At 69.4% G+C, this 26,966-nt stretch carries 28 protein-coding genes and 3 pseudogenes; 15 read left to right on the top strand and 16 right to left on the bottom strand.

Annotated features, from left to right (window positions below):
* The first annotated feature begins 66 nt into the window (after positions 1–66).
* A complete protein-coding gene (locus tag F3T56_RS35775) occupies positions 67–2,703 on the top strand; it encodes a SpoIIE family protein phosphatase (RefSeq protein ID WP_149829515.1) in 2,637 nt (878 codons plus the stop codon).
* A gap of 283 nt (positions 2,704–2,986) precedes the next feature.
* Positions 2,987–5,572, top strand: coding sequence for an SdrD B-like domain-containing protein (locus F3T56_RS35770; protein ID WP_246204237.1), 2,586 nt, complete (start codon positions 2,987–2,989; stop codon positions 5,570–5,572).
* Positions 5,573–5,644: 72 nt separating this feature from the next.
* On the opposite strand, the gene F3T56_RS35765 is transcribed toward F3T56_RS35770, so the two are convergent.
* A complete protein-coding gene (locus F3T56_RS35765) occupies positions 5,645–6,091 on the bottom strand; it encodes an ATP-binding protein (protein ID WP_149829513.1) in 447 nt (148 codons plus the stop codon).
* Between the two features lie 287 nt (positions 6,092–6,378).
* On the opposite strand from F3T56_RS35765, the gene F3T56_RS35760 reads away from it, so the two are divergent.
* Positions 6,379–7,224: a helix-turn-helix domain-containing protein gene (locus tag F3T56_RS35760; RefSeq protein WP_149829512.1), complete on the top strand. Its 846-nt coding sequence runs from the start codon at positions 6,379–6,381 to the stop codon at positions 7,222–7,224.
* Positions 7,225–7,236: 12 nt separating this feature from the next.
* Positions 7,237–7,422 carry a DUF397 domain-containing protein gene (locus F3T56_RS35755; RefSeq protein WP_149829511.1) on the top strand — a complete coding sequence of 62 codons (186 nt, stop codon included), beginning with the start codon at positions 7,237–7,239 and terminating at the stop codon, positions 7,420–7,422.
* A 5-nt stretch (positions 7,423–7,427) separates the two neighbouring features.
* On the opposite strand, the pseudogene F3T56_RS48560 reads toward F3T56_RS35755, so the two are convergent.
* A pseudogene (locus F3T56_RS48560) lies at positions 7,428–7,568 on the bottom strand (transcriptional regulator); the annotation flags it as partial.
* A gap of 281 nt (positions 7,569–7,849) precedes the next feature.
* Between F3T56_RS48560 and F3T56_RS35750 the strand changes: the two are divergent.
* A complete protein-coding gene (locus tag F3T56_RS35750) occupies positions 7,850–8,197 on the top strand; it encodes a helix-turn-helix domain-containing protein (protein ID WP_149829510.1) in 348 nt (115 codons plus the stop codon).
* 302 nt (positions 8,198–8,499) lie between these two features.
* Here F3T56_RS35750 and F3T56_RS35745 read toward each other — a convergent pair whose 3' ends face one another.
* Complete coding sequence (locus F3T56_RS35745) at positions 8,500–9,030, bottom strand: RICIN domain-containing protein (protein ID WP_172639297.1); 531 nt, start codon at positions 9,028–9,030, stop codon at positions 8,500–8,502.
* A gap of 330 nt (positions 9,031–9,360) precedes the next feature.
* On the opposite strand from F3T56_RS35745, the gene F3T56_RS35740 reads away from it, so the two are divergent.
* The 4 genes from F3T56_RS35740 (at position 9,361) to F3T56_RS35725 (ending at position 12,468) form a co-directional block, all read left to right on the top strand.
* Positions 9,361–9,831 carry a hypothetical protein gene (locus F3T56_RS35740; RefSeq protein WP_149829508.1) on the top strand — a complete coding sequence of 157 codons (471 nt, stop codon included), beginning with the start codon at positions 9,361–9,363 and terminating at the stop codon, positions 9,829–9,831.
* A gap of 43 nt (positions 9,832–9,874) precedes the next feature.
* The gene (locus F3T56_RS35735) at positions 9,875–10,366 is read left to right on the top strand and encodes a DUF3515 family protein (protein ID WP_149829507.1); all 492 of its coding nucleotides are present in this window, start codon (positions 9,875–9,877) and stop codon (positions 10,364–10,366) included.
* A 156-nt stretch (positions 10,367–10,522) separates the two neighbouring features.
* Complete coding sequence (locus F3T56_RS35730) at positions 10,523–11,104, top strand: TlpA family protein disulfide reductase (protein ID WP_149829506.1); 582 nt, start codon at positions 10,523–10,525, stop codon at positions 11,102–11,104.
* 173 nt (positions 11,105–11,277) lie between these two features.
* Entirely contained in the window at positions 11,278–12,468 is a 1,191-nt protein-coding gene (locus F3T56_RS35725; RefSeq protein WP_149829505.1) for a hypothetical protein, read from the top strand.
* Here the strand turns inward: F3T56_RS35725 and F3T56_RS35720 are convergent.
* Positions 12,453–13,367, bottom strand: coding sequence for a hypothetical protein (locus tag F3T56_RS35720; protein WP_246204236.1), 915 nt, complete (start codon positions 13,365–13,367; stop codon positions 12,453–12,455). The genes F3T56_RS35725 and F3T56_RS35720 overlap by 16 nt on opposite strands.
* 220 nt (positions 13,368–13,587) lie before the next feature.
* Here F3T56_RS35720 and F3T56_RS35715 point away from each other — a divergent pair, with 220 nt between their 5' ends.
* The 3 genes from F3T56_RS35715 (at position 13,588) to F3T56_RS35705 (ending at position 15,621) form a co-directional block, all read left to right on the top strand.
* Positions 13,588–14,154 (top strand): hypothetical protein, encoded by a 567-nt coding sequence (locus F3T56_RS35715; protein ID WP_149829504.1) that lies wholly within the window; start codon positions 13,588–13,590, stop codon positions 14,152–14,154.
* 124 nt (positions 14,155–14,278) lie between these two features.
* Positions 14,279–14,836 carry a SigE family RNA polymerase sigma factor gene (locus F3T56_RS35710; RefSeq protein WP_149829503.1) on the top strand — a complete coding sequence of 186 codons (558 nt, stop codon included), beginning with the start codon at positions 14,279–14,281 and terminating at the stop codon, positions 14,834–14,836.
* On the top strand, positions 14,833–15,621 hold the full coding sequence (locus F3T56_RS35705) for a hypothetical protein (RefSeq protein ID WP_149829502.1): 789 nt from the start codon (positions 14,833–14,835) through the stop codon (positions 15,619–15,621). Before F3T56_RS35710 ends, F3T56_RS35705 begins: the two co-directional genes overlap by 4 nt.
* A gap of 9 nt (positions 15,622–15,630) precedes the next feature.
* Here the strand turns inward: F3T56_RS35705 and F3T56_RS35700 are convergent, their stop codons facing one another.
* The 3 genes and pseudogenes from F3T56_RS35700 to F3T56_RS35685 form a co-directional block, all read right to left on the bottom strand.
* Positions 15,631–16,359, bottom strand: coding sequence for a TIGR03943 family putative permease subunit (locus tag F3T56_RS35700; RefSeq protein ID WP_149829501.1), 729 nt, complete (start codon positions 16,357–16,359; stop codon positions 15,631–15,633).
* Positions 16,356–17,352: pseudogene (locus F3T56_RS35695) on the bottom strand (permease). Before F3T56_RS35695 ends, F3T56_RS35700 begins: the two are co-directional and overlap by 4 nt.
* Before the next feature lie 376 nt (positions 17,353–17,728).
* Positions 17,729–19,072 carry a helix-turn-helix domain-containing protein gene (locus F3T56_RS35685; RefSeq protein ID WP_149829550.1) on the bottom strand — a complete coding sequence of 448 codons (1,344 nt, stop codon included), beginning with the start codon at positions 19,070–19,072 and terminating at the stop codon, positions 17,729–17,731.
* 429 nt (positions 19,073–19,501) lie between these two features.
* On the opposite strand from F3T56_RS35685, the gene F3T56_RS48555 reads away from it, so the two are divergent.
* The 3 genes from F3T56_RS48555 to F3T56_RS35675 all read left to right on the top strand — a co-directional run bounded on the left by F3T56_RS48555 (position 19,502) and on the right by F3T56_RS35675 (position 21,409).
* Complete coding sequence (locus tag F3T56_RS48555; RefSeq protein WP_246204235.1) at positions 19,502–19,699, top strand: hypothetical protein; 198 nt, start codon at positions 19,502–19,504, stop codon at positions 19,697–19,699.
* Between the two features lie 48 nt (positions 19,700–19,747).
* Positions 19,748–20,194, top strand: coding sequence for a GNAT family N-acetyltransferase (locus tag F3T56_RS48550; protein WP_246204234.1), 447 nt, complete (start codon positions 19,748–19,750; stop codon positions 20,192–20,194).
* Positions 20,195–20,392: 198 nt separating this feature from the next.
* Positions 20,393–21,409, top strand: coding sequence for a peptidoglycan-binding protein (locus F3T56_RS35675; protein ID WP_149829500.1), 1,017 nt, complete (start codon positions 20,393–20,395; stop codon positions 21,407–21,409).
* Between the two features lie 208 nt (positions 21,410–21,617).
* Here F3T56_RS35675 and F3T56_RS35670 read toward each other — a convergent pair whose 3' ends face one another.
* The 9 genes and pseudogenes from F3T56_RS35670 to F3T56_RS35635 form a co-directional block, all read right to left on the bottom strand.
* On the bottom strand, positions 21,618–23,126 hold the full coding sequence (locus F3T56_RS35670) for an ISL3 family transposase (protein WP_425473702.1): 1,509 nt from the start codon (positions 23,124–23,126) through the stop codon (positions 21,618–21,620).
* Between the two features lie 112 nt (positions 23,127–23,238).
* Complete coding sequence (locus F3T56_RS35665) at positions 23,239–23,607, bottom strand: SH3 domain-containing protein (RefSeq protein ID WP_246204233.1); 369 nt, start codon at positions 23,605–23,607, stop codon at positions 23,239–23,241.
* Positions 23,608–23,709: 102 nt separating this feature from the next.
* Positions 23,710–24,063, bottom strand: coding sequence for a hypothetical protein (locus F3T56_RS35660; protein WP_149829498.1), 354 nt, complete (start codon positions 24,061–24,063; stop codon positions 23,710–23,712).
* Positions 24,060–24,290 carry a hypothetical protein gene (locus F3T56_RS35655; protein WP_149829497.1) on the bottom strand — a complete coding sequence of 77 codons (231 nt, stop codon included), beginning with the start codon at positions 24,288–24,290 and terminating at the stop codon, positions 24,060–24,062. The genes F3T56_RS35660 and F3T56_RS35655 overlap by 4 nt, the downstream gene beginning before the upstream one ends.
* A gap of 99 nt (positions 24,291–24,389) precedes the next feature.
* Positions 24,390–25,031, bottom strand: a complete 642-nt coding sequence (locus F3T56_RS35650) for a hypothetical protein (RefSeq protein WP_246204232.1) — start codon at positions 25,029–25,031, stop codon at positions 24,390–24,392.
* Between the two features lie 191 nt (positions 25,032–25,222).
* Positions 25,223–25,489 carry a hypothetical protein gene (locus tag F3T56_RS35645; RefSeq protein ID WP_149829495.1) on the bottom strand — a complete coding sequence of 89 codons (267 nt, stop codon included), beginning with the start codon at positions 25,487–25,489 and terminating at the stop codon, positions 25,223–25,225.
* Positions 25,489–25,842: a toxin glutamine deamidase domain-containing protein gene (locus F3T56_RS50485; protein ID WP_281291942.1), complete on the bottom strand. Its 354-nt coding sequence runs from the start codon at positions 25,840–25,842 to the stop codon at positions 25,489–25,491. The genes F3T56_RS35645 and F3T56_RS50485 overlap by 1 nt, the downstream gene beginning before the upstream one ends.
* A 468-nt stretch (positions 25,843–26,310) precedes the next feature.
* Positions 26,311–26,598, bottom strand: a pseudogene (locus F3T56_RS49485) (RHS repeat-associated core domain-containing protein); the annotation flags it as partial.
* 67 nt (positions 26,599–26,665) lie between these two features.
* On the bottom strand, positions 26,666–26,966 hold a 301-nt coding region (locus tag F3T56_RS35635; RefSeq protein WP_149829494.1), incomplete at its 5' end, for a zinc ribbon domain-containing protein.

Genomic DNA, 26,966 nt, shown 5'->3' with positions numbered 1-26,966 from the left:
CCCGCCTGCGATCACACAAGGTGAATAATGGGGCCAGAGGGCGTCTCAGCGACAGAGAGGGCCGCCGTGGGGACCGACAGGGACAGTGCCGTCACCCGTCAGCGCTTCGACGTGGCCGACGCCGCGCCGCTGCTCATCGACGCGGACGGGATCGTGACGAGCTGGACCCGGGACGCCGAACGGCTCTTCGGGTACCCGGCGGCCGACATCCTGGGCCGTAGCGTCCGTACGCTGCTGACCCCCGAGGACGGCGAGCGCATCGGCCGGCTGGCCGAGTCCCACCGCCCCCTCGGCGGCTGGTCCGGCATCCTCACCGCCCGCCACCGCGACGGCCGGCGGATCAGGGTGATGGTCCGGGTGGTGCCCACCCGCGAGGCGACGCCCTCGACGCCCGCATCGACTGAGAGGCCCGCCGCGGCCGCGCCGGCCGAGCGGTCGCCCGAGGGTTCCGCCACCTGGCCCCCGCCCCGGCCCGGCTACCCCAACGCGCCCCGGCCCCCGGCCCCCACCCCCCTCCCCCTTTCCACCCCGACCGCCGACCCCATCAACCCCGCCCACTGGGTGGCCCTCGTCTCCGATGCCACCGAAGCGCCGGGCTGGGACATGAGCCGTACGGTGCTGGAGCGGATGACGGCGCGGGCGCCGATCGGGATCGCGATCGTGGACACGGATCTGCGGTTCGTGTGGTCGAACGCGGCGTTGGAGCGGTTCGGGGGCGGGCGGGCGCACGAGCGGGTGGGGCTGCGGCTCGCGGAGGTGCAGCCGGGCCTTGACGCGGAGCGCATCGAGGCGCAGATGCGGAAGGTGCTGGAGACCGGTGTGCCGGTGCTCGACTACGAGCATGTGGGCCGGGTCCGGTCGGCGCCGCACCGCGAGACCGCGCACGCGATGTCGTTCACGAGGCTGGACGACGACCAGGGGCGGCCCATCGGCGTGTACTACACGGTGATGGACGTGTCGGAGCGGCACCGCGCCCGGACCCGGCTCGCCGTGCTGGACCGGGCCGGGGAGCAGATCGGCCGCACCCTCGACGTACGGCGGACGGCGCAGGAGCTGGCGGATGTCGTGGTGCCTGCCCTCGCCGACTTCGTGACCGTGGACCTGCTGGACTCGGTGCTGCGCGGCGCAGAGCCGGGGCCCATGGGCGACGCATCCGACGGGTCGGGCGGCTCCGTTCCGCTGCGGCGCAGCGCGCAGCGGTCCGTCCACGACGGGGTGCCGGAGGCCGTCGTGGAGATCGGCGGGATCGCCTCGTACGCGGCCGGGTCGCCCCCGGTGCGGGTGCTGGTCAGCGGCCGGTCGTGGTCGGAGCCGAGGCTGGACCCGCTGTCGGCGGAGTGGGCCGAGGCCATCCCCGGCGGGCTGGGCGGGACGGACGGGCGGGGCATGCCCATCGCGGCGCTCGGGCTGCACAGCGTGATGGTCGTGCCGGTACGGGCGCGCGGCATCACGCTCGGCATCACCACGTTCTTCCGGCGCGACCGCGAGGACCCCTTCGACGCGGTCGACCTGAGCCTGGCCGAGGAGCTGGTCGGCCGTGCCGCCGTGTGCGTCGACAACGCCCGCCGGTACACACGTGAACGCGACGCCGCACTGGTCCTCCAGCGCAGCCTCCTGCCGCGCCGCCTGCCGGAGCAGGACGCGGCCGAGGTCGCCGTCCGCTACCGGCCCGCCGACGAACTGACCGGACTCGGCGGCGACTGGTACGACGTCATCCCGCTCTCCGGCGCCCGGGTCGCCCTCGTCGTCGGCGAGGTCGCGGGCCACGGCATCGACGGCGCCGCCGCGATGGGGCGGCTGCGGACGGCCGTACGGACGCTCGCCGATCTCGATCTGCCGCCGGACGAGGTGCTCGCCCACCTCGACGACATGGTCGCCAAGTCGGCGCGGCAGGAGGGCGCCGAGCCGGGCGCGGGCAGCGTCGAGACGGTGGGGGCGCGTTGTCTGTACGTCGTCCACGACCCGGTGTCCGGCGCGTGCGCCATGGCCGCCGCCGGCCGGTTCGCCCCGGCCCTGGTCGCTTCCGACGGCACGGTCACCTTCCCCGAACTGCCCGAGGGACCGGCCCTCGGCGTCGACGGGCACCCCTTCGAGGTGCTGCACCTGGAACTGCCCGCGGGCACGGTGATAGCCCTGTACACCGACGGGCTGCTCGCCGACGCCTCCCCCGACACGCTGTGCCGTGCGCTCGCCCGGCCCGAGGCCTCCCTCGAATGCCATGCCCAGCGCGTCCTCGACTCCCTCGCCCCGGCCCGCCCCACCGACGACGTGGCCCTCCTCCTGGCCCGCACCCGGCGCCTGCCCGCCCACCGCGTCGCCTCCTGGGAACTCCCGGCCGACCCGGCGCGGGTCGCCGAGGCCCGCAAGACCACCGCACGGCAACTAGGGCTGTGGGGACTCGACGAGCTGGCGTTCACCACCGAACTCGTCGTCAGCGAACTCGTCACCAACGCCATCCGGCACGCCACCGGGCCCATCCGGCTCCGGCTCATCCTCGAACGCACCCTGATCTGCGAGGTGTTCGACGGCGGCCCCACCGCGCCCCACCTCCGCCACCCGCGCACGACCGACGAGGGCGGCCGCGGCCTGTTCCTCATCTCCCAGTTCACCCAGCGCTGGGGCACCCGCTTCCTGCCGGAGGGCAAGGTCATCTGGGCGGAACAGTCGTTGACGGAGCAGTCGTTGGTGGATCCGGTGGTCTAGGGGCCCCCGCCCTCTCCCCCCTACTCCATACGGGCACGCCCTCGCTGGGCCGACCGGATGAAATTCCGCCGCACGCCGCTCACCGGCCTCCCCGCAGCCTCCCCTTATTTCTCCGCGTTTCCCTCATGCCACCTCACCCTCATGCCTCGTTCAGCTTGATTAGTCCCACTTTGCGAGTCATATGAATGCACCACACAGCGCGGAGGACGGCGCATCAGGAAATGAGGGACGTGTCGTGCTGAAACGAGGAACACCGGGGGGCGCGGGTCTGCCCCTGGCCGTCTTGGCCGTCTTGGCCGTCGCCACGGCGATGGTGCTCGGGCTGCTCGTGGGCGAGGCGGTACCGGTCGCCAGGCACCCCGCCGACGACGGCCGGGCGCCCGGCGACGGCACCGTGACCGTACGGGTCGTCAACGAGGTGGACGCCGACGGGGCGTACGACCACCCGCTGGAGACGGGGCGGCCCGGGGTGCGGGTGACGCTGACCGACGACCACGGCACCGCGGTGCGCGAGACGACCGGCGCCGACGGCGTCGCCCTGTTCCGCCCCGCGGAATCCTCGCTGGGGGGCGGCAGGTACCGCATCGAGGTGTCCAACCCCGACCCCGCCAACCTCCAGTCGGCGGTCGCGGGACTCGGCGAAGGCCCCCGCGTCATCCGCAGCAGCGTGGGATTCGTGGACGTCTCCGGCGACCGGAACGCCACGTACACGACCGGGTTCTGGGAGCCGGGGGTGTACTGCCAGGAGAACCCGCGCCTGGTGACCTGCTCCCTCGCCAAGGGTGATGTGACCACGGAGCAGGGCCTGACCCGGTTCACGGGCGACTTCGGCAACGGATACCCCGGCCCCGCCCCCACCCGGCTGACCGACAGCGGCGAGCAGCAGGCGGTGTACGGCATCGGCACCGACCGCACCGGCAACACGTACATGGGCACGCTGGTCAAGCGGCACGCGGCGTACGGTCCGGCGGGCCGGACCAACACCGTCTACCGCCACCACAGCGACTCCGGCGTGACCGAGTTCATCACGCTGCCGGGGACGCTGACGGCACACGACTCCTCCGACCGCTGGCGGCACGACGACCGGATCTACAGCAGGGTCGGCCGGGAGGGCCTCGGCGACGTCGACGTCTCCGGCGACGGCAGGATCCTCTACGCGGTCAACCTCAACGACGCGAAGCTGTACCGGGTGCCGATCCTCGGCACCGGCGACAAGGTCCGGGCCGGCACCCCGTCGTCGTACGCCGTGCCGGTGCCCGCGCGCTGCGAGGGCGAGTGGCACCCGTACGGCATCGGGGTGCGCGGCAGCCGCGTGCTCGTGGGCGGGGTGTGCGGCGCGGAGAACACCGTGGACAAGAGGCACATGCCGTACGGCGATCCCCGACAACTCAGCGCGCACGTCTACGAGTTCGAGTCGGGAAGGTTCGACGAGATCTTCCGGCACCGGCTGGACTACCGGCGGGGTTGCGCCTACCAGTCCGACAACGGACCGCTGTGCAAGCACGGGTCGGCGACCGCCGGTGGCACCCTGAGCGCGATGTGGGAGGCGTGGAACGAGCGCGTTCCCACCCCCGACCCGCGTCTGCGGTTCGCCTCCGCGCCGCAGCCGATCCTGTCCGACCTGGAGATCGCCGACAACGGCGACCTGATCCTCGGGTACCGGGACCGCTTCGGTGACATGCAGGGCAACCGCACCTACGCGCACAACTCCAGGAGTTCGCTGCTCTCCGCCGTGGCCGCCGGTGACCTCTTGCGCGCCTGCGAGCGCGGCCCGGGCCACTACGTCCTGGAGCGCAACGCCGGTTGCGGTGCGCTGGACGGCGCCCTGCCGAACAACCGTCGGGGGCCCGGCGGGGGCGCGTTCTCCAACGACCTCACCCACGACGGCTACGCCCGGCACGACCAGGTCACCGAGGGCGGCACGGTCCTCCAGCCATTCCGCGGAAGGCTGTGGGGCACGGTCTACGACACGTTCACCGGCAAGCCCTTCGACCAGGGCGTACGCCGCTGGGACTCCGAGTCCGGGACCGTCCGGGGCAACCTCCGACTCCAGCCGACGTCGTACGCCTCCGCCGACCTCTTCGGCAAGGGCAACGGCCTCGCCGACCTGGAGATGGTCTGCGACCAGGCCCCCGTACAGATCGGCAACCGCGCCTGGTTCGACACCAACGGCAACGGCGTCCAGGACCCGTCCGAGCCGCCGATCCGGGGCGTGAAGGTGACGCTCGACCCGACGTCGTACGACACGCACCCGGACCTCGTCACGTACACGGACGACGACGGCGAGTACTACTTCACTTCCGTGGACGGCCTGAGACCGAACACCACCTACACGGCCACGTTCGACTTCAGCCGCGTAGAGCCGAAGTCCCTGCCCGGCCGCCCGAGCCTCTCCGCCCTGAAATGGACGGTGAAGGAAGCCGGTTCCGACCGCGCGCTCGACTCCGACGTCGACGCGGACGGCAGGACCACGGTCTACGTCGGTGAACCCGGCCATGTGAACCACACCATCGACGCCGGTGTGTTCAAGTCCCTGCGCCTGACCCTCCTGAAGCACGACAAGAAGAGCAACAAGCCGTTGCCCGGCGCGGTCTTCGAGCTGTGGCAGGACACCTACGGGGCGCCCGGTCTCCAGCGCGACGGCAGCAAGCAGGACAGATTCGTCAACGACTGCGCCACCTCCACCACCGGCCGCTGCTCCTTCGGTTCGCTGCCGGTCGGCACGTACTACCTGGCGGAGACGAACGCCCCCGAGGGCTACCGCCGGCCGAGGCAACCGGTCACCGGCCCGTACGTCCTCACCCCGAAGAACGCCGCGCGCGGCGACGGGCTGCGCGTGAAGCTCGTCAATGCGCGGGGAGAGCCCTGACCCGAGAGGGTGACTTCGAGGCGGGCGGGCCGTCCACCGGTCGACACCGGAGGGCGGCCCGTCCGCGTGTGTTCACGGCCGGCCCGGCGTCGCGAGGTCGAACCACACGGCCTTGCCGTCCGGGTAGGGCCGGCCGTGCGGTACGGCCGGGGCGGTGCCCCAACGCCCCTCGGTGAGCGCGTGCACGAGCTGCAGCCCGCGCCCGCCCTCGCCCCATACATCCGCCCCCAACTCCCTTATCACCGGCGGATTCTCGTCGCCGTCGAACACGAACACCCGCACGTTCCCGGCTCCCACGGCCAGCCACAACGCCGAGTCCCCGCCCTTCGCGTGCACGCAGGCGTTGGTGACGAGCTCCGAGGTGCACAGGCTCGCCGCGTCCACGAGGGCGTCGAGTCTGCGGGCCCGGAGGACGGTGGCGACGAAGTCGCGGGCGATGGAGGGGGAGGTTTCGTGGGGTGGGCAGAAGAGGGTGTAGGTGGTGGGGGCGAGTGAGGGCGTGGGGTCGTATTCGGGCATGGGGGGATCCACTCCGTTGTGGCGTACGGGGTTGGTCGTTCGGTGGGGCAGCCGGCCCGTTACTGTCCTTCGCCCCGGGCGTCGACGGACCGGGGTGGCGCTGCCAACGGGCTGTGAGCATGGGGAATTTGACGGACGGGTGACCGTTTGGACACCCTCCGTGAGGATGGGACGACCGTACTCGGTATATTTGCTACGCCGCAACCGCATCGGCGAATTGGCCCTGTTCTCCGTGGTGGTTGGGTTGACGACCCGGCAGACTCAGGGACGACCACGAGGAGGACGTCATGCCACCGAGGCGCAACCCCACAGCCCGCCAGGTGCGGCTGGGCGCGGAACTGCGCCGACTGCGCGAATCGGCGGCCCTCGTCTCCCGTGACGTCGCCGCCTGGCTGGGCACCAACCAGGCCCAGATCAGCAACATCGAGTCGGGAAAGCACGGCATCAGCGAGGAGCGGCTACGGAAGCTCACCGCCCACTACGACGTCAACGACCCCCAACTGGTCGCGGGGCTGGTGGGGATGGCCAACGACCGGATCTGGGGGTGGTGGGAGGAGTACCGCGGTGCTCTGCCGCCTAAGGCGCTCGACATCGCGGAGCTGGAGCACCACGCCTCGTACGTCCGCGTCTTCGAGGTGGTGCACATCCCGGGAGTTCTCCAGACCGAGGACCACGTACGAGCAGCCTCGCTGTTCGTGAACCCGGACCTCTCCGAGGCCAAGCGTGAGGCCCACGTGTCGTTCCGGGTGCGGCGTCAGGGCGTACTCACGTCAGCGAAGCCGTACGACGTGATCATCCACGAGTCGGCACTCCGCATGCACGTCGGCGGCCCGAAGGTCGCCCGCGCGCAGCTTGAGCACCTCCTCCACGCCGCCGACAGGGAGACCGTCACCCTCCGCGTGATCCCCTTCGCCGCCGACGGCTTCGCGGGGGCGGGCTTTCCCATGCAGTACCTCGGCGGAGTCGTACCGCGACTGGACACCGTGCAGGCCGACGGCCCTCAAGGGCCGGTGTTCATCGACGCGCCTCCTCAGCTGGACCGTTGCCGGTCCCGGCTCGAACGCGCCGCCGGCGCCGCCCTCGCCCAGGACGCCTCCCTCGACCTCATCCGCTGTATCGCCCAGGAACTCTGAAGGGTCACTCTCATGTCCACCACCCTCCACTGGCAGAAGTCGTCGTATTCCAGCGGCGACGTCGACACCGCCTGCGTCGAAATAGCCACCGCACCCACCGCGATACACCTCCGCGAAAGCGACCACCCCACCACAGTCCTCACCCCGGCCCCGGCCGCGCTCCACGCGCTGCTCATCGCTCTGAAGGGCGACCTGTAGCAGCGCTACCCAAGGGCTTCGATGGCCTTCAATATCAGGGTGCGCGCCTCGGCGCCGTACACGGCCATGCCGCGTAGCTCCTCGAACGCCTTCAGATATTGGGCGATCTCGGAGGGCTGGGTGATTCTCACGCGGGCCGACACCAGCCCACGGGCCGACTACGCGCAAGCCACCTTGTGGGTACTGGAAGACAGTGAAGCGGTGCGTGGGTGTTTGTGGGTTCGCGACAACGAGCCTATGGATCAGCCAGGTTGGCCGAAATTGCCCCTTCGGGCAGTGCCCTTGAGGGAGCCGCCCGTCTGTGACGTGGCCGTGTCATTTTCAGGGGTGCTTCTGTCAGTAGCGGACGCTAAGTTGGGGGTAGATCGTCGCTGCACCCGGGGCACGGGGCTCTGTCGGGAAAAGCGGCATCAGGAAGGGCCGACAAATGAGCAAGAGGTCTGATGCGGGAGACACGGCTTGCGCCTACCGGCGTACGGGGGCCGATCCGGTTCGGGACATCAGCAGGCTCAAAACGCTGACGGACCGGGAGAAGGAAGTCCTGCTTCTGCTGGGCACGGGCCTGGGCAACCGGCAGCTCGCCCGGGAGCTCGGCATCGCCGAGCGGACGGTAAAGGCGCATGTCGCACGAATAGTGGAGAAACTGGAGCAGCAGACACGGCTGCAGGCCGCGGTGCTCTCCGTCCTCGCCCACGAGTTGCTGTGCACCGATCCCCGGTGCGCGTGCGGCTCCGCCGCGCCCATGCCCCGACTCGTCGGGGCGTCCGCCGTCTGACCACCGGCCACGGCCGGCATCCGGCACGCCGGCCGGCCGCGGCGGCCACGGGCCGACAGCCCGGACGTGCTTGCCCATCGACATGCGCCGCGAGGGATTTTGCGTTCACCTTTGAGAATCGCGACCGCTCATTGACCAGCAGAGTGCCACGCAACTCATATGCGGCGCAGGCGACTTACGGGGGTAGCTGTGTATATGACCGCGAGATGAGGGGCTAGAGGAGCATCGGATGCGTGTAGAAGGGCCCGCACCCAGCGGGCCCTTCTACACACGCCATGACGGCTGTCGCGCGCGGCTGTGGGTCAGTCGGTGCCCCACTCCTGCTTCGCCCGCTTGCTGTTGCTGTCGTTGTAGGTGCTGATCGTCAGGTTCAGGCCGTTCTTGTTCTTCTCGGCCGTGATGGCCTTGTTCCCGGCGTATCGGCTGATGATCAGGCTGCCGCCCAGGGCCCAGTGCTGCTTCTTGTCCGAGGCCTTGCAGGGCCGCTGGGTGACGACCGTGCCATTCGTCTTCTTGGAGACGCCCAGGCACTTCTTGGACTTCGTGTTCTTGACGGTGAAGAACTGGCTGGTGCTGCTGAGGCGCTTGAGCGTCCACTTCTGTGTGGAGTTACCGCCGCACTTGGCGATCTTGGCCGGGGCGTTGTTGTTCGTCTTGCCGGCCATCGTCATACAGATGTCCTTGCCGCCGATGTTGCCCCACACCTTCACCAGGCGCACGTTGTTGTAGGCGTTCGCACCGGTCTCCGCGGCGTTGGCGGGCGCCAGCGCACCCGCGGTCACGGCGGCCGCGGCGGCACTCGCGATGACCAGAGCCCTGACACTCTTCTGCATGTGAACCATCCATCCCTTCGGGAACAGCGAATTTCTTCGGGGCCGCCGGTGACGACAGCCCCTGATGACGGACGAGGTACGGGAGTTGGGTGTGAGGCGCTCTTCCAGGCGTGGCCTCGCGAGGCGAGGAAACCGTGGTGGCGCACTGCGGCCCACCGGCAACTCCCGGTTCGAACCTAGGCCGGGAGCCCAGCGATTCGCGACGTCTCTTGGGGAGGTGTTCCTGAGGACACTGCCCCAAAGGTCAAGTGAGCCGTCAGGCTCGTGTGGTCCACAATGATCAGGACAAAGGTCGGTGACCACCGGCTGCGGGGAACGCAGGAGGCAGACATGTTCACTCCCTGGCGGAGTGCCACCGCCTACGCAGCCGTCATCACCGCCGGTTCCTTCGCCGTCGGCACCGTGATCACCGTGGGCTACTCGCTGGCCGCAGGGTCATGGGAGGACTGGGAGAACAGTCTGCTGTTCACCCGCTACCACGCGATCTTCCTTGCCGTGGTGTTCACGGTCCTGGCAGTGGCGCGCAGAGTGTGCGCGCCACTGCCCCGGTGGCGCGCGGCGGTCGTCGACTCCGGCCTCTACACACTGGTGATGCTCGTGGTGTCCGTCATCACCTCGATCGCCGAGGGAGTGGGGGTGGGGGAGGCGGTGGACTGGGCCTTCGTGGAGATGACATTCGCCCTGCTCACCCTGCAGATCCCCACCGCCTACGTGCTTTCGTGGTGGGCTTCCGAGCGCCTCACGCTCGCCGTACACGTCCCCCGGCGCCCTTCGGACCCGACGGCTCGCTTCGAAGGCTGACGTGCCTCAAGGGGCATCCGCACCCACCCCGTACGATCCCGTCATGTCCCGCAGTACGCGAATCGCCGGCCTGACCATCGGCGCCATCGCCCTCACGACCGCCGCCATAGTCACCGTGCGCATGCTCAGCGAGCCCTCCTTCAGCTTCGCCGCCGCGCCCCTGGCCGACGATCCCGCCTGCACCCGGGTCAGCGAGCAGTACCCCGACCGGCTGGCCGGGCTGGATCGGGCCGACACCAGCACCCGGGGCGCCGCGGTATGGGGCGACGGAGCGGTCGTCGCCCGCTGTGGCTTCCCCAAGCTCAAAGCCACCGAGGACGCGTGCGCCGAGGTCGACGGGGTGGACTGGGTGTGGCGCACGGGCAAGGGCAGCGACGGCCGGGAACTGCTGGTCACCTACGGCCGCGAACCGGCCCTCGAAGTTCAGCTGGTCCGCGGCCAGGCCGCCGCCGACTCGATCCTGGTCGGCCTGTCCAGCCTCGTGAAACCCATCGAGCAGACCGGGGAGTGCCTCTCCCTCTCGGACGTCCCGTAAGGGGGTGTTTTGAAAGCCCCGCACAGCACCCGCGGCGCCCGGACTTTCAAAACACCCCCTAGCGCCGGACGACCCCACCCACTCATGGGTTCGCCTTCTCGGCAGCCACCTAAGCTGTAAGGACGCGGGTCCGGATCAAGCGAGTTGGGGTACAGGGTGGCGACGACGAAGGCGATCTCGCGGGTGGTCGTGTGCGTGGTCTCCGCCTGCCTCGCGCTGTCCGGCTGCGCGACGACCGAACCGCTGCTGCTGGCGGACCAGGAACAGTCGCAGGCATCACCGTTCAAGAGCATCCCGGTGGCCGACCGGACCGATGCCCCCGACTTCGCCGGCACCACCGTCGACGGCAAGCCGGTCCGCCTCTCCGACTACCGCGGCAAGGTCGTCGTCGTGAACGCCTGGGCCTCCACATGCGCCCCCTGCCGCAAGGAGTCACCCGACCTGGAGCGTACGCAGCGGAAGTTGGCGGACCAGGGCCTTCAGGTACTGGGCGTCACCACCGACACCGACCGGAAGCTCGGCCTCGACTTCCAGCAGCAGTTCGGCCTCACCTACCCGAGCCTGCACGATCCGGACGGCGAGCAGTTCCTGAAACTGCCGCGCGGCATGGTGAACCCGCAGATCCTCCCCTTCACCCTCTTCATCGACCGCGAGGGCCGGATCGCCGGAGCCTTGCAGAACATGGTGACCGAGAAGGAAGTGACGAGCATCGTCAAGCCGATGCTGAAGGAGAAGTAGCGGCGGGGCCACACACGCCGCCTTGTACTTTCGGGCACTGCCCATGAAGGCACTGCCCCAGGAGTCACTTACACCCCATCCCCCCTCCTCCCTAAGGTCGTTGACAGGCGCCTGGCAGAGGGCATTCCGCTTCCCTCAGGTCGCCTGGCACACACGGGGATGAAGGGATGAACATGCAGCTCTCTCGTTTCGCGAAGGTGACGGCGCTGTCCGTGGCTCCGCTCACGCTGGTCGCGGGCGGTTTCCAGGCATCGGCTCTCGCGGCCCAGTCCGCTCAGGACGCACGGCCCGCCGCGGCGTTCTCCGCGTCCGCGCTGTCCACCACATCCCACGGCGGCCCCCGGCTGAAGAACGTCTCCGGCTTCAGCTCGAACAGCGCCCAGGGCAAGACCCTGAAGGCGGAGGCCTTCGGCGTCATGCGGACCGCCTCAGGCGAGACCGCGGTCGTCGACAGCTCCATGGCCCACCGGGGCGTCACCACGGCGGCCGGCAAGGGCTTCGTCGAGCTGTCCTGGAAGGGCTACGCGAAGGACGCCCGGTACGTCGTCGCCCGGGACGGCAAGGACATCGCCACGCTGGGCGCGGGCGTGACCTCCTTCCGCGACACGACCGTGAAGGCGGGCGACGAGTACGCCTACCAGGTCATCCCCCTGCTGCCGAAGGGCGGCGCCCCGAACTCCAAGCTGTACGGCATGCGGGTGGCCGTCCCGCAGTCCGGCTCGCTCACGGGGCTGCGCGAGTCGGCGGTCGAGCGGGCGTCCACCGCCGCCGTGGCCAAGACGTCCACGCTGACCTGGATGGGCTGGATCCCGCAGAAGTACGTCAACGCTCCCCTCGCGGGCTGTGACTACGGCAAGAACTTCAAGTTCGGTGGCGACAACCACAAGGACTTCAACTGGAAGTCGAGCAAGTTCCGCTTCGCGCTGCACGCCACCGTCACCTGGAGCAACAAGAAGGTGGTGGCCAACAAGCACATCAACCCCACCACCGTGTACCGCAAGGACAACAACAAGCTGGTCGCCAAGAAGACCGCCAGCGCCAAGAACACGTACGCCAAGAAGCTGGCGTCGAGCGGCAACACCGTGGGCATCCGGATGGTCCTCCACGCCACCAACCCGTTCTGCAAGGGCCTGGGCGGAGTGAAGGGCGCCGCCTCCGGCGCGTTCACCATCAACATGACCAAGAGCGGGACGTACGAGATCCGCTCCGGCAACCACCGTCAGTACCCGAACCACTACATCTACATCTACGACGGTGGCAAGGTGACCAACGTCCACAAGAAGAAGCATGGCAGCACCGCCTGCCTCATCGGCTCGGCGACCTGCCCCACGGTGGACCTGACCGGCCGCTACGGCAAGTTCTGACCTGACGGAGAAGGAGCCGCGGGAGAAGAGCGACGCTCGCCCTTCTCCCGCGGCTCCTTCTTGCCCGGCTCCCTCTCACGGCCGTCCTTCTCGCGCGGCTTCCTCTCGCGGGCATCCTTCTCGCGCGGCTTCCTCTCGCGGGCATCCTTCTTCAGCACCTCCCGCAGGCGCTGTGCCCCCGCTCGGGCGGCGTCTCTCGTGGCAGTGTCGTCGATGCCGTAGAGGCCGCCGTGGGTGAGGAAGACGGCGGTGTCGCCGACGCGTACGGCGGCGAGGTCGAGGGTCAGGGAGCCCTCCTCGCCGTCGGCCACGACGAGACGCAGCGCCTGCTGGACGTCGCCGATACCGTCGGGCAGGCCGACGGGGGTGACCCGGGCGTAGTGCTCGCGGCCCTGGACCCCGGTGATGGTGAACTCACCGCAGCGCTCGACGAGTTGGCCGACCTGCCCCAGCCTCGCGTCCACGGCGCCCTTGTCGTACGCGCCCACCTGGTAGCGCAGTTGGGCGCCGTACTCGTCGTCGTCGAAGCCGATGACGGCCACGCCGCCCCTGGGTTCGCCGAGCAGGTCCTCGGCGTACACGGCGTCGAGGAGTTCCTGGCACTCGGGGAGGTCGGTCCTGCCCTTGAGGAGGCCGTCCCGCCAGGTGGCGGCGCCCTGGGTGCCGGCCCAGGCGCCGCCGAGGTCGTCCTCGCGCAGCAGCGCGCTTCTGGCGCGGGCGTCGGTGAGGGCGGAGCTGGGAGCGGCGGTCTTCGGCGAGGCGGGTACCGAGATCTCCTGGGAGGCGGCCTCGGGGAAGCCGCGCGGGTGTTCCTTCGTCTGCAGCACGCATCCCGACACCCCGGCGAGCATCACGGCGACGCCCACGGCCTGGGCCAGAACACGGTACGAACGACGCATGGCGGAGCCTCTCGAGAACACGGCGTATACCTCCACGGCACCACCGCCCGGCCTCACCCACCAGCGCACGAGCGCGTACGGGTGACCGGCTCCCTGTCCCCTGCCCCTGGGCCCGGAAAAAGTGCGGCGCCGGTGTCATCCACCCCGTGGGTCGGCGGGGTTTTCAGGAGTGACAGACCTACACACCTATGGGGGTTGTCCGTTCATGAACATGGCACGGATGCACAGATACGTCGCCGTCGCAGCGCTGACCACGCTGCTGGCGGGGGCGCCGACGATGTCGTACGCCGTCTCGCGGGGGGAGACGGCGACGCAACGCACCTCGGCGGCGGTGGCCACCACCGCCGCCGTCAAGAAGGCTCCGACTCCGCGTATCGTCGAGCCCGGTGAGCGGGTCGTCGGCGCGCCCGGCTTCGAACTCTGGCTGACCGCGGAGGGCAAGCACTGGGTGGAGCCGGACATGCCCGACTTCCCGCAGTTCCGGAGCGTGGTCGACGGCAACGTCGACCTGAGTCAGCCCGGGGTGTCGATGCAGGCCGGCGGCTACGAGGGGCGCTACTACCTCTCCGGCCTCTACTACGGCGGCAGGGGCACCGCCTCCCGCGTCGTCATCGAGACCGACGCCGGGCCGGTGCGCGGCAAGCTGATCGAGCTGGCCGGGAAGCCGGGCTGGGGCGTCTGGTACGCCACGACCGCGATCCCCGCCGACGCCGACGAGAACTTCCTCGGCGCCGTCACCGTCTACGACACCAGGGGGCGCGTGTACGCGCAGCTGCCGAGGTTCTGAGCACAGCAGCTGATACGACACCAGGACACCAAGTGGCCGTGCGGGCAAGGGACTTGATCGCTCCCCCTCGCCCGCACGGCACTCCCCGTACCCACCGCGTTCCCGACCCCGAGGACCGTCGTCCGTGCCGCACGAGAATCCCGGATCGCCCGAGGGTGGCGACTTCGCCGCGTACGCCACCGCGGCCTGGCCCCGGCTGGTACGGACCGCGCACATGCTCACCGGCGACTTCCACGAGGCCGAGGATCTCGTGCAGACCACACTGGCGAAGGTGTACGCCCGCTGGCGGCGCATCCCGCGTGACGACGTCGACTTCTACGTACGGCGATCGCTCGTCAACAACAACATCAGCCGCGTACGGAAGAGACGCGTGGCCCATCTGCTGACGCCGTTCCTGCCCGAGCGGGTGCACGAGCGGCAGGCCGGTCACGCCGACACGGTCGCCCAACGGGCTGCCGTCACCCAGGCGTTGGCCGCGCTGTCGGCGCGGCAGCGGTCCGTGCTGGTGCTCCGCTTCTGGGAGGACCTGTCCGAGAACGAGATCGCCGAGCTGCTCGGCTGCTCGCTCGGCACGGTCAAGACCCATGTCCGGCGCGGGCTGTCGGCCCTGCGCGCCCACCCGGCGTTCGCCACCGCCCAGATCGAGGACCGCTCCTCGCCCGTCCCCGGAGCCCGCTCATGAACCACCGACCACCCTCCTCCTCCGGGGCCCTCGCCGACACCGGGCAGCGGCTGCGCGAGGCGTTCGCCGAGGTCGCGTACGACGTCACGCCGCCGCCCGTGCCGCTGGCGGCGATCGAACGCGACGGCCGCAGGCGCCGGTTGCGCCGCCGGGCCGCCGTACTGAGCAGCGGGTGCGGACTGCTGCTGCTCCCGTTCGTGATGCTGGCCCTCCGCCCGGACGGCCCCTCGGAGTCGGTCGAGCCGATGTCGCCCCCGGCGACGAGCCGCGAGGCCACCCACTCGGCTTCGCCCTCACCCTCCCCGTCCTCCGCCCCGCCCGCCGGGAAGGTGCACGTCGTCGAGCCGGGCGAGCGGGTGACCGTCGAGGGCGGTACGGAACTGTGGCTGACGGCGGAGGGCAAGCACTGGGAGGACCCGCCCGTGGAACCGGGCGACCCCGGCCTGGAGGAATTCAGGAGCGTGGTCGACGGCAACCTCGACACCAGCGAACCGGGCGTCTCCATGCAGGGCTCGGGCTCCGCCACCGCCGGCTACACCGTCCACGGCCTCTTCTACGGCGTCCGCTCCGCGGCGACCCGGGTCGAGGTGAAGGCCTACGACGGCGAGATCACCGCCGGCACGGTCCTGCGCCTGAAGGGGAACACCAGCTGGGGCGTCTACTCCGCCCATGTGAAGGTCCCGGAGGAGCTGGCCCGCTCGCTCGACTTCAAGGACCCCGTGCGCAAGGTCACGATCTACGACGCGGCCGACCAGGTGATCGCGGAGATGGACTTCAGCATGTGAGCGCTCCCGTCAGCGCTTCTCGTACGGGTTCTGCGGTTCGGCGACCCGTTTCACCGACCTGGCGTCCAGTACGGGGGGCCAGGCCTCCTCGGAACCGAGCTCGCCCTCGGGGTGCCAGGTGCCGGTGACAGTGACCCAGGCGTCGGCGGGCGGGGCGTCGGCCTCGCGGATCTCGACCTTGTAGGGGCTGGCGTCGGCGGCACAGCAGGAGACAAGCAGTCGGGTGAGGTACCAGCCGTCGCCATCGTCGGCACGGGTGACGAAGCCGGTCATCCGGACCGTACGGCCCTTCAGCGAACGCCCGCTGTCGTAGATCGCCCGGGACGTGAACTCGCCGAGGGTCAGCTCGACCGGGTCACCTTTCGGCAGCGCGTCGAACGTGCCGACGCCCTGGGCCGCGTACTCCGCCGCCTGCTTGTCCGCGCTGTACGAGCCGAGCGCCGGGGGCGGGAAGAGGAGGAGGGCGAGGGCGGGGACGGCGAGCAGATAGGCGACTCGGGGGCCGGAAGGGCCGTGGTCATGACCATCGTCCTGGGGGTGCTCGTGGTCGTCGTCGGCGGCGCGGAGTGTCCTCACCCCGGCCGCGGTGCCGAGCACCACCAGCAGCACCCCGGACGCGATCAGGAACGGCCGTAAGCCCGGCTGTACGTACCGCAGATACAGCTCGCTGAAGAGGGAGACGCGGAGGATCGCGGCGCCGGAGAGGAGAAGGAGGACGGTGGGGACGTAGCGCCTCACAGGAGCCACCACCCCACGAGCGCGCTGCTGGTCACGGCCACCACCCAGGTCGCGGCGGAGAAGCGGAGCGCGAAGGCGCGGCCGAAGGTTCCCGCCTGGAGTGCGATGAGTTTGAGGTCGACCATGGGGCCGACCACCATGAACGCCAGTCGCGCGGTCGGGGAGAAGCCGGTGAGCGAGGCGGCGACGAAGGCGTCCGCCTCGCTGCACACGCACAGGACGACGGCGAGGGCGGCGAGGAGGAGGACGGACAACCAGACGGAACCGGTGAAGAGGTCCAGCAGCGACCTCGGGACGACGATGTTGAACGTGGCCGCCGCTGCCGCGCCGACGACGAGGAAGCCGCCCGCGTGGAGGAAGTCGTGCTGGAGCCCGGCGGCGAAGGCGCCCCAGCGAGAGCGGTTCGCCGTGGCCGCCCCCGTACTCGGTCGCTTCGGCAGCCGCAGCCACTCCTCCCGCCCGAACCGTACCCACAGCCAGCCCATCACCACGGCGGTGGCCAGGGAGGCGACGAGCCGGGCGAGGACCATCAGCGGCTGACCGGGGAAGGCGACGGAGGTGGCGACCAGGACGACGGGGTTGACCGCGGGGGCGGAGAGGAGGAAGGCGAGGGCCGCGGCCGGGGCCACCCCCGTGCCGCATCAGACTCCCGGCCACCGGCACGGACGCGCACTCACACCCCGGCAGTACGACCCCGGCCGCGCCCGCCACGGGTACGGCGAGCGCGGGATTACGGGGCAACAACCGGCTGAAGACCCGCTCGGGCACGAAGGCCCCGATCGCCGCGGAGACGAGAGTTCCGAGGAGGAGAAAGGGGATCCCCTGCACGACGACCGCCGTGAAGACCGTCCACCAGGCGGCCATGGCGGGCGTCGCGAGGTCGAGCGCGACCAGCGGCCCGAGTACGGAGACGACAGTGCCGATGGCGAGGAGGGCGAGGCCACCGAGCACGGCGTGGACGAGGACGCCAACTACTGTCGTAGCTGCGGGCATTCGTGTCGCCGGGGCAGCTGCCCACCGATGCCGGCCTGGCGTCCCAGCTGCCCTGGCTGCCCTGGCTGCCCTGGCTGCCCTGGCTGCCCTGGCTGCCCTGGCTGCCCTGGCTGCGGGCAATCGTGCCGCTGGGGCGATGGGGGTCCCCCCGCTCAAGCGGAGCCGAGAGTGGGGGAGAAGCCGAGAGTGGGGGAGAAGCCGAGAGTGGGGAAGGGTGGGCGCAGCGGCACCTCGTAGCGCCGAGTTGCGCAACCGGCCCCCGCCCGGCCCCACACCCCGCTCGGCGGTCGACTCGCCGCTCACCCGGGCGTCGCTCCGTTGCTTGTCCATACCCCGCGCACGCTATCGGCGACGGCTGTGCACCGGCCCGGAATCCTCAAAGAGGCGGCTGTGCGGGCGCCGGCCCGAGGGTGGTGGTGCCGGGGGTGGTGCGATGTCCCAGCCCGGTGCGGTACGCGTCCAACGCGGCCTCGACCCGCCCGGTACGGCGGTACAGATCACCCAGCAACCGGCACAGATCGGCCAGATCACCCGCGGCACCCGCCCGCTCCAGCAGACTCAGCGCCCGTACGTAGTGTTCCTCGGCGGCATCCGTGGCGCGGGCGTCCTCGGCGATGATGCCGAGGAGGCGGTGCGCGGCGGCGGAGTGCAGCGCACCCCGCTCGGACGTGAGGTCGCTGATGACCTCGCGGAGCAGCTCGGAGGCCTCCTCGGACTTGCCGCGGCGGTGCAGTACGTCGGCGAGTTCGACGGCGACCTGGCTGGTGTAGAGGGTGGCGCGCTTGGCGGAGAGCATGCAGCGGGCCTCGCGCAGTTCGGCCTCGGCGCGCTCGTAGTCGCCGTTCTGAGCGTGGAGGTAGCCGCGCATCCAGTGGCAGTTGGCGAGCTCGGTGCGGATCTGGAGCTGCCGGTACAGCTCGGAGGCCTTGGCGAGCGACGCGTCGGCCTCCGCGATCCGCCCCTCGGCGATCATCGTGCGGGCGACGGCGCGGTGCATCCGGGCCACGAGGGCCGGGTCGCCGGACTGCGGGGCGAGGGCGAGCGCCAGCTCGGCGGCCTGGGCGGCGCGGGCGTGGGCGCCCATGTCCATGTACGGCCCGATGACGCCGGCGTAGAGGACGAGCAGCGCGTCGGGGTCGTGCATGCCGGTGCGGTTCAGCTCGTCGAGCGTGGACTCGAACAGGTAGCAGGAGTAGCGGAGTTCACCGGCGAGGTAGTGGGCGACGGCGCGGCCGCGCAGCGCGGGGACGCGGGCCGGGAGCGGGGCGTCGCCGAGGCGCTGCTCGGCCTGTTCGAACCGCAGCTGCGCGGTCTCCAGGTCCCCGGTCTCCAGCGCGCACTCGCCGAGCCCGAGCAGGGCGTCGGCCTGCTCGTTCATCAGGCCGTGCTCCTCGGCCTCGGCGAGCACGAACTCGAACCCCTCGGCGGCGGCCTCCGTAGCGCCGGTGGCGAGGGTTCGCTGGGCGCCGGTCAGCCGCAGCCGCAGTTCGGTGGCGAAGCCGGCGGGGCGGCCCGTGGCCAGCTCCTCGTAGCCGACGCCGAGCCGCTCGGCGATGTGCCGCAGCGCGGGCTCGGAGGCACGGACCCGGCCGGCCTCCACGGTGGAGATGTACGCCGGGGTATACACGGGTTCCGCCAACTGCCGTTGCGTGAGGCCGCGTTCCGTGCGCAGTTGCTGCACCCTGCGCCCTATGACCTCGGGGTCGTCACGCTCGGCCATGCCTGCCATGACGTAAGCATGCCAGTAAGCGCGCTTACGTCGGCCTCTTCACCCCAACTCCCCACCGCACTCTTGCCGTTGGTAGGCCAAAGCCTTACGTTAAGCAACGTATAAAGCGCGCTTAATGAGCCAATCAGCCACTCCCGGCAGCCGCCCCCGCCCCCTGCCGCCGTAGCCGCTGCGAGGTCCCCGTGATCCGAGACCTGCTCACCCGCCACACCCGCCCCCTCGCCGCCGCGCTCCTCGCCGTGGCGGCGCTGATGACTGTCGCGAACGCGATACCCCGCTGAAGCGGAAAGCTGAATTCGGAGCGCCGTACTCCCGTCGTCAGTCGAGGACGGGGTACGGCGCTCGCCCATGCCGGGACGGAAGCCGCGCGCACCCGGTACATTCGGCCGGACACACCAGGACGAATGCAACGGGGGTTCCATGGTCGTCCGGTCGCTCCTACGACGCCGAAACCGCCGGGCGGCCGCGAACCTCCCCGTCCCGGACGCGTGCACGCCCGGCCGCCACACCCTGACCACCCCGCACCTGCTGATCTACACCCCGGTGACCCGGCTCGACGTACTGGCGGCCATCGCCTCCGGCGCGGACCCCGAGGCCCAGCGCTGGCAGGGAAATTAAGCCGACCAGGTCGTACCGGACGCCGACACCAGACGGGCTCTGCTCCGCATGCGCCCGGGCGACGCCACCCACCGCTGGACCGTCCGGAGCAACCCCGAACTGGCCGAGCCCTTCGAACCCAGCCCCGAGATGCCCGAACTCCTGGTCTGCGTACGCCGCGACACGGGCCGCTACGCCGGATACTTCGAACTCGACCACGACAGAGGCGAGATCGGCGGCAACCTCGCCCCCGACCACCGAGGCCAGGGCCTAGGCGCGGAACTCTTCCTGGCGGCCGCGCTGTTCGCCCACGCCCACGCCGGCCTGCCGACGGTACGGGCGGGTACGGCGACGGCGAACACCGCATGCCGCCGCGCCCTGGAACGCGCCGGCTTCACCCCGACCTCGGGCCCGCCCCGCCACACCCTGCCGGACGGCCGCGAGCTGGAGAGCGTCTGGTACCGCCACGAGGGGTCCGCGTCGACGTGTACGGCGGCGGGGCCGGGGATGCCTTGAGGCCTGCTCGGTCGACTCGCGCTGCCTACAAAACACCAACAGCCTTATCGGGTAGGGAATTTCGCGGAACCGAACCCGAACCACTCGCGTCTACTGCTGACGATCGCCCCTCTGCGGTCGATCACTTCCACACATCACTTCCATGCATCAGATGGCGCACCCATCAGATGGCAATCGACGAACATCGGGGGAACTGACATGAGCACCTCAACCTTGCCCGCGACCCGGCGTCACCTCGCCGCCGCCGCTGCCCTCGCCTCCGCCCTCGCGGTCGGCATCACGGCGACCGCTCCGCTCGACACCGCCGAGGCGCAGCCGGCCGCGGCCGCCAACGCCGCCGCGGCCGCGTCCTGGCCGACGGTGAAGTCGGGTCACCGGGGCGCGGACGTGACGACCGTGCAGCTGCTGCTGAACGCCCGGGGGTACAGCCTCAAGGCCGACGGCGTCTTCGGCTCCGGCACCGCCGCCAAGGTCAAGTCCTTCCAGAAGGCCAAGGGCCTCAAGGCGGACGGCATCGTCGGCCCCAACACCTGGTCCAAGCTCATCGTCACCGTCAAGACCGGCTCCAAGGGCAACGCCGTCAAGGCACTCCAGCTCCAGCTGACCCACAACGGCTACTCCACCAACGCCGACGGCGCCTTCGGTGCCCGTACCGCCGAGAAGGTCCGCGCCTTCCAGAAGGCCAAGGGCCTCTCGGCCGACGGCATCGCCGGGCCCAACACCTGGGCCGCCCTCGTCCGGGGCGGCGGCAGCAGCGGCGGTGGCGGTGGCGCGGTGACCCTGAAGTTCGACAAGGGCACCAACACCAACTCGAAGCTCTACGTCCTCAAGGGCGGCAAGGTGATCGCCAGCTACCGCGCGGGATCCGGCGTCACCACGAACGAGTGCACCACGGCCAAGGGCTGGCTGCCCACCGCCAACTACAGCGTCGGGGGCCACTGGAAGAACTACAACGGCAGCCTCATCAAGGGCTACGCCATCCGCCTCGCCGACAAGCGCTGCAACAACGGCAAGGGCACCCTGCGCACCGAGCTGTTCATCCACAGCGAGATGACCAGCAGCGGCGGCCAGGGCTCCACCGAGCAGACCCGCTGGGACGGCGTCGGCGACTACAAGTCGGCCGGCTGCATCAAGCTGCACCCCAACGACATCAAGAGCCTGTTCAAGGTCCTGGACAAGAACGGCTGGCCGAAGTCCCTGTCGGTCGTCAACTGACCCGCTGAACACCGGGTGCCCGGTCGGGGGGGTGGCCACAGCCCCGACCGGGCACCCGTGCGTTGCGGATGGGCAGCAAGCACCGACTGGTCCGCACCACCCACAGCGCGGGCGGCCGGCTGCGGAAGTCCGTACACCAACTGACCACTCAACAACCAAGACCAGCCGTTAGGCCCTGTCTCACATTCGGTGGTGACGGAGCGTGCCGCTATCCGAGGAGGATGCGGTGGCGAAGAAGGGTGAAGCCTGCCCGTCCGTGCATCTGGCGCGCGATCCGCTTGGTCTTGGTGTTGACGCCCTCGGTGGGGCCGTTGCTGTAGGGAAGTGTGAGGGCGGCGTTTACGGCGTCGCGGTCTCGTTCCAGACCTCGGGCGAAGGCATGCAGGTGGGGCAGGTCGGCTCCGCGGACCTGGACGATCCAGCGTGAGAGCGCGTCGGCATTGGCGGCGTGAGGTGCAAGGAGCGGGGCGAAGTCCCTGACAACTGACGCCAGTTGGACCATCTCGGGGCAGGCGGCGATGAGCTTGGCCAGGAGCTCGTGTTGCTCGGCCTTGAGGTTGTCGGGCCTGGTCAGCAGCATCCGGGCGAGCCGGCGCGGGGAGATATGGCTGCGGTCGGCGTCCGCGCGGCCCTGGTTGATGTACTTGTGCAGGAGGTTCAGGCAACCCGTGAAGCCCAGGGCTTTGATCTCTTCGAAGAGGTGCAGGACGGGGACGCCAGGGTCCTCGGCCCGGCGTTTTCGCAGGTGCTCGCGGTAGGGGTCGACCAGGCTGGCACGGTACTTGGGGACGCGGAGCATCCGCTCGGGCCGGTCCGCACGGGCGTAGCGTTTGACGGTGTTCAGGGCCAGTTGCAGGCGGCGGGCGCATTCGAGCAGGCCCACGCCCTGTTCGAGCAGACCGTGGACCTGGTGCCAGCGTTCCAGGGTGGTCTGGGCGCGGGGCCCGTCGTAGATAGGTGCGTCCAGTACGGTGGCCCAGCAGGTGCTGTGTGCCTTCACCTCGCCGAGGGCGGCTTCGCACAGGTTCTTCCACAAATGCCACCGATCACCGACTTGCGTCGCACGGGGCAGAGCGCGGCGGATGGCCTCGGCGTAGGTCGCCGAGCCGTCACGGCACACGACCTCGACGCCCGGATGTTCGCGCAGCCACGCTTCCAGGGTGTCGGCCGTGCGGTCGGGCAGCACGGCGATCCGCTCGTGGGTCTCGGCGTCGATGATCACGGTGGCATAGAGGTGGCGCCGGCGCAGAGCGAAGTCGTCGACGCCGATCACGCGGGGCGTCCGCGCTGCGGGCAGCGGGATGCGCATCAGGGTACGCAGAGCCGTATGACGCGAGACGCCCGCCGCGAGTATCGCCAGCAAACGTGCCCCCGCCCGGCCCGCTAACTCCTTGACCACGGCCTTGACTTGCCTGGTCAGACGAGTGGTGCGCCGCTGGTATCGGTCGAGCACTCCGGGCACCTGCTCGCGGAAGGTATGTCGGCAGCCGCGCGTGGGGCACACCAGACGTCGCACCCGCACACGGACCACCACCCGCCTCCCGTCGACCGGCACGTCAGCCACAGTCCGCCAGTGGTAGCCGTGCACCCGCCCCGACGACACCCCGCACACCGGACACGGCGCCATGTCCTGCGGCGTCCGCGCCCGCACCACGATCCGCTCACCCTCGTCGACCACGTCGTCTATGACCAGCGGGCACAGGCCCGAAAACACCATCTGGACAAGCTCGTTGACATCCCTCACTCGAATGTCAACGACGCATCACGACGCTCCGTCACCACCGAATGTGAGACAGGGCCGTTAAGTTGACACACCCCCGTTGGGGCGGTCAGAGGCACTGGAAGTTGGAGCCACCGTTGGGCAGCAGGGAGTCGCTGACCCAGCCGTACGCGTTGTCGGTGACGTTCCTGAGGTACGTCCAGGTGGAGTTGTCGGCGTTGCGGGTGTACCACCAGTAGTCCAGGACATCCCGGTTGTCGGCCCAACCCCGGACCGCGCAGCTGGTGCTGGAGCCTCTGCGTATGTTCGCGGCGACGCCCGCTGTCATCCTCACGTTGGCGCTCGTGTCCCTGTTGCCGCTACCCCCTGTGCCACAGGGTGCCGACGCCGACCCGGCCGTTCCCACCAGGGTGACCGGAACGGCGAGTGCCACCACAGCCACGGCCACGAAGCCGCCCCTCGTCATCTTCGAGATCATCTGTACTCCTCCGTTCGACGAGTGGAACGCCTCAAACGGTGGCAGCGACCCCAGGCCCCCAACCAGGCAAGCAACACGCAATTGACACGCAACTCGTGTGCGTCACGCCTGGATGACCAGCTCCTGCTGCGGGTCGTAGGTCACAAGTCCTCGGTTCTTCGCCATGGTGATGAGCGCGTCGGCGACTTCGCTTCTTCGGGACCAGGCGATGGTGACCAGTACGCACTCTCCGTTGAAATGCACGGAAGAAGTCCAGGGAGATTGTTCCGCTTCCTCTTCCGAGGTGTCCTCCGTGAGGTTCTGATACGCGTTCAGAACGTCTCGATGGAATGCGGCGACTTTCGGACTGCCAGCGGTGACGCCGGACTCGCCGTCCGTCATCGCGTCGTATTTCCGAAACGCCATCGTGGAGTCGATGGAACCGCTCTCGTACCAGAATGCAAGGTCGTAGCTCACGACCGTCCTTCATCCCATGAGGTACTCGGAACGAAGTCCAGGAACGGGAGGCCGTGTTCGCGCATCAACTCGATCACCCTGGCATTCAGGTTGTCGTCCTCGATCAGAAGAGCCATCCGTGTCCGGGTGTTGTATATGGTTCCGATGCCAAGGTCAGAAGTGATCACGACCCAGTCGGCCTCGGACCCGTCCCAGAGAAACGCGTACTCATTGATCTCGTCCGTCATTCGAGTCGATCCCACTCCGAGATCTCGGTCTTCGTACGCAGATGGCCCGTGCTTCCCGCCGATCGCGCAGCGAGAGGCACGGCACCACCCTTGCCTGTCTCAGCGCTCCCGAGGCGAACGCTTCTTGTCGGCTTCCAGTTTCGCCTGGCGGGCAGCCTCGACATAACGCGGTGCGAACTTCATCTCGTACGCCTCGGGCACGTCGCACGGAGACCGCCAGTAGTCCGGTACGAAGGTGTCGCCGTCCTCGTAACAGAGGTGGCATGAGGCACACCACTCGACCCGCCAACCGTAGGCGACGGCGCGGACCCCGTTGAACGTCTCGTCCAGCGGATCGTCCACCCTGTACCAGCGGTGGAGATCCGTCGCACCACACTGCGGACAGGCGGATGAGAGGTCGGCAGCGGCCGGCTCGGCGTCGAAGGCGGCCCGCCAGGCGTCCATCAGTTCGGGCGCGACGATCCGCCAACCGCCCGGACCGACAAGGGCAAGCTCATCTCCCTTGGGCAGATCCAGTTCCCTGGCCTCGAGAGAGCCGAGCATCCCGCACTCACCCGTCACCAGATCGACACGGACGGGGCCGATACCGATGGTCATCTGGGATGGGTCACCGGTCTCCAGATAGCCCCGGTTCTGGTAGCCGAAGTACGCGGCGTCACCAACCACGGCCACATCCCCCTCGATCGGGATCAAATCCACCTGAGAGTTGAGCGGATCCTCGTCCACGAATTTCTGGGCCAACTCTGCTGCTCGTTCGAGACTGATCATTTGTCGGTCCGGAAGAAGCCGTATTCTCGGTAGGCAGCGGGCCTGGCATGCCCGTTCTGTCCGTCGAGAGACATCACGTCAACCTGCACGCTGTATCCACACCAAATCGTCCTGCGGGGGTCCGGCGGCCCGTGACAGTCGTCGTCACGGCCGCCGGCCCTTGATCAGAAGAGGTCGAGCCGGGCGGACTCCACGGCTCCCAGCATGCTGCACTCCCCGGTTTCTCCGTCGACGCAGACGTAACCCGTGCCGATGGCCATATCCCGGAGGTCACCGCTGCGAAGGTAGGCGACCGACTGACAGTCGAAGTAGTAATTACTTCCGAGCTGAGCACGCTCTCCTTCGACCAGCGCGAACATCATTCCCTCATGGCTCACTTCCTCGTCGAGGAACCTCTGGGCCAACATGGCCGCCTGTTCGATGTCCAACATCAGTCTGTCCTCAGGAGGGAGAAGTTCCGCCAAGGCGAGAGATCAGCGTGCCCTGACTGCCCGTCAAGGAACACGACATCTCCCTTGATGTTCACGACGTTGAAGACATGGGCCTGTCGGCCCTTCTGCCCCATGACGATACCTCTGGCTCCGTCCCCTGCGTTCTTGATGTCGTTGACGATGCCAGAGAGCGTGGACGCCTTGAACTGCCGTCCGCCGTACAACGCCTCAATCGGCGCCGTGGAACCTTCCTTGAGTCCTCCGGGTGCCGAGGACGGAGCTCCCTCGGCGAGCAGGCGATCGACTGCCACCGCGCAGGCACGGCAGTTGGCCTTGCCGCCTTGGGGATTCACCAGCGCTGTGAGCTGGGGAGTAATGGGCGTTTTATAGGGGATGCCCCCGTACCCCAGGGTCACACCACCGCCCCCAGGGCCGAACCTCAGGTTCCCGACCTTGATCGACTCGGGAGCCACGGCCGCCCTGCGCCACCCCGTGAGCCCACCGACCCCAGTCACCGCGAGCTGCTGCGCAAGCTCGTCCGCAGCATCCGAATATAGGTCCGCGAGCGCGTCGCAGCCCTGTTGCCGCAGCAGGTACTCGGCGCGGTAGAGGCGGTAGGCGGGGCGGACGGGGAGGTATTTGTCGGTGAAGGCACCGACGCCACCGTTCTGGCCGGTGACAGCGTCCTGGGCGTCGCCCAGAAACTCGAATGGTGCCTTCAAGCCCTGTAGGAAGCCGTTGCCGAAGATCTTCAACCCCTCGCCGAGGCTGTCGACCTTGCCGTTGCCGTTGTCGCCCGGTACGGGTGTCAGACCACTCGGGTCGGTGAGCAACGTGGGTTGGTTGTCGGCGTACGCGTACGCCGAGACGTACGGGGTGGTGAGGCTCCGCGTGGCCGGGTCCGGGCGGTTGAAGCGGCCCGTGGTGGTGTTGTACTGGCGGGCGTGAAGGTCCAGGTTGCCCGTGGTCGGCTCATAGCGGGCGCCCGTGTAGGACGGGGTGCTCGCGGGGGCGCCGCTGGTGACCGTGTTCAGCACGCGGGTGCCGAACGGGTCGTACGCCCAGCGCTGTTGGACGGTGCCGGTACTGGAGGTGACGTCGACCGGGGAGCCCTGGGTGTCGTGGTGGTATTGAAGCTCTCCCCTCCCTTCGCAAGCTCAGGAAGGGGATTCCCGTCTACCTTGCGGCGACAGGTTTGACGGTTTTACCCGCCCTGCGACCGCGCCTTCCGGCGGCCGGGACCTCCACGATGACGTGGCCGATCCGGTACAGGTGCAAGATGTTCCGAGCCGCGTTCCAGTCGGCGTTCGCCGTCCAGCCGCAGTCGGGGTTCTTGCAGGAGAACAGTTCCTGGCTCTCTCGGCTGCCGGGGGTGGTGAATCCGCAGGCTGAGCATCGCTGGGAGGTGTGGGGGGCGGGGACCTTGACGAGCTGGCCGCCGTATCGGGCGGTCTTGTACGTCAGTATCGTCACGGTC

The organism is Streptomyces tailanensis (genome assembly GCF_008386495.1).
GTDB classification, from domain to species: Bacteria; Actinomycetota; Actinomycetes; order Streptomycetales; family Streptomycetaceae; genus Streptomyces; species Streptomyces tailanensis.
The sequence above is the reverse complement of the archived record's forward strand: the minus strand, read 5'-3'. Positions and strand labels throughout refer to the sequence as shown.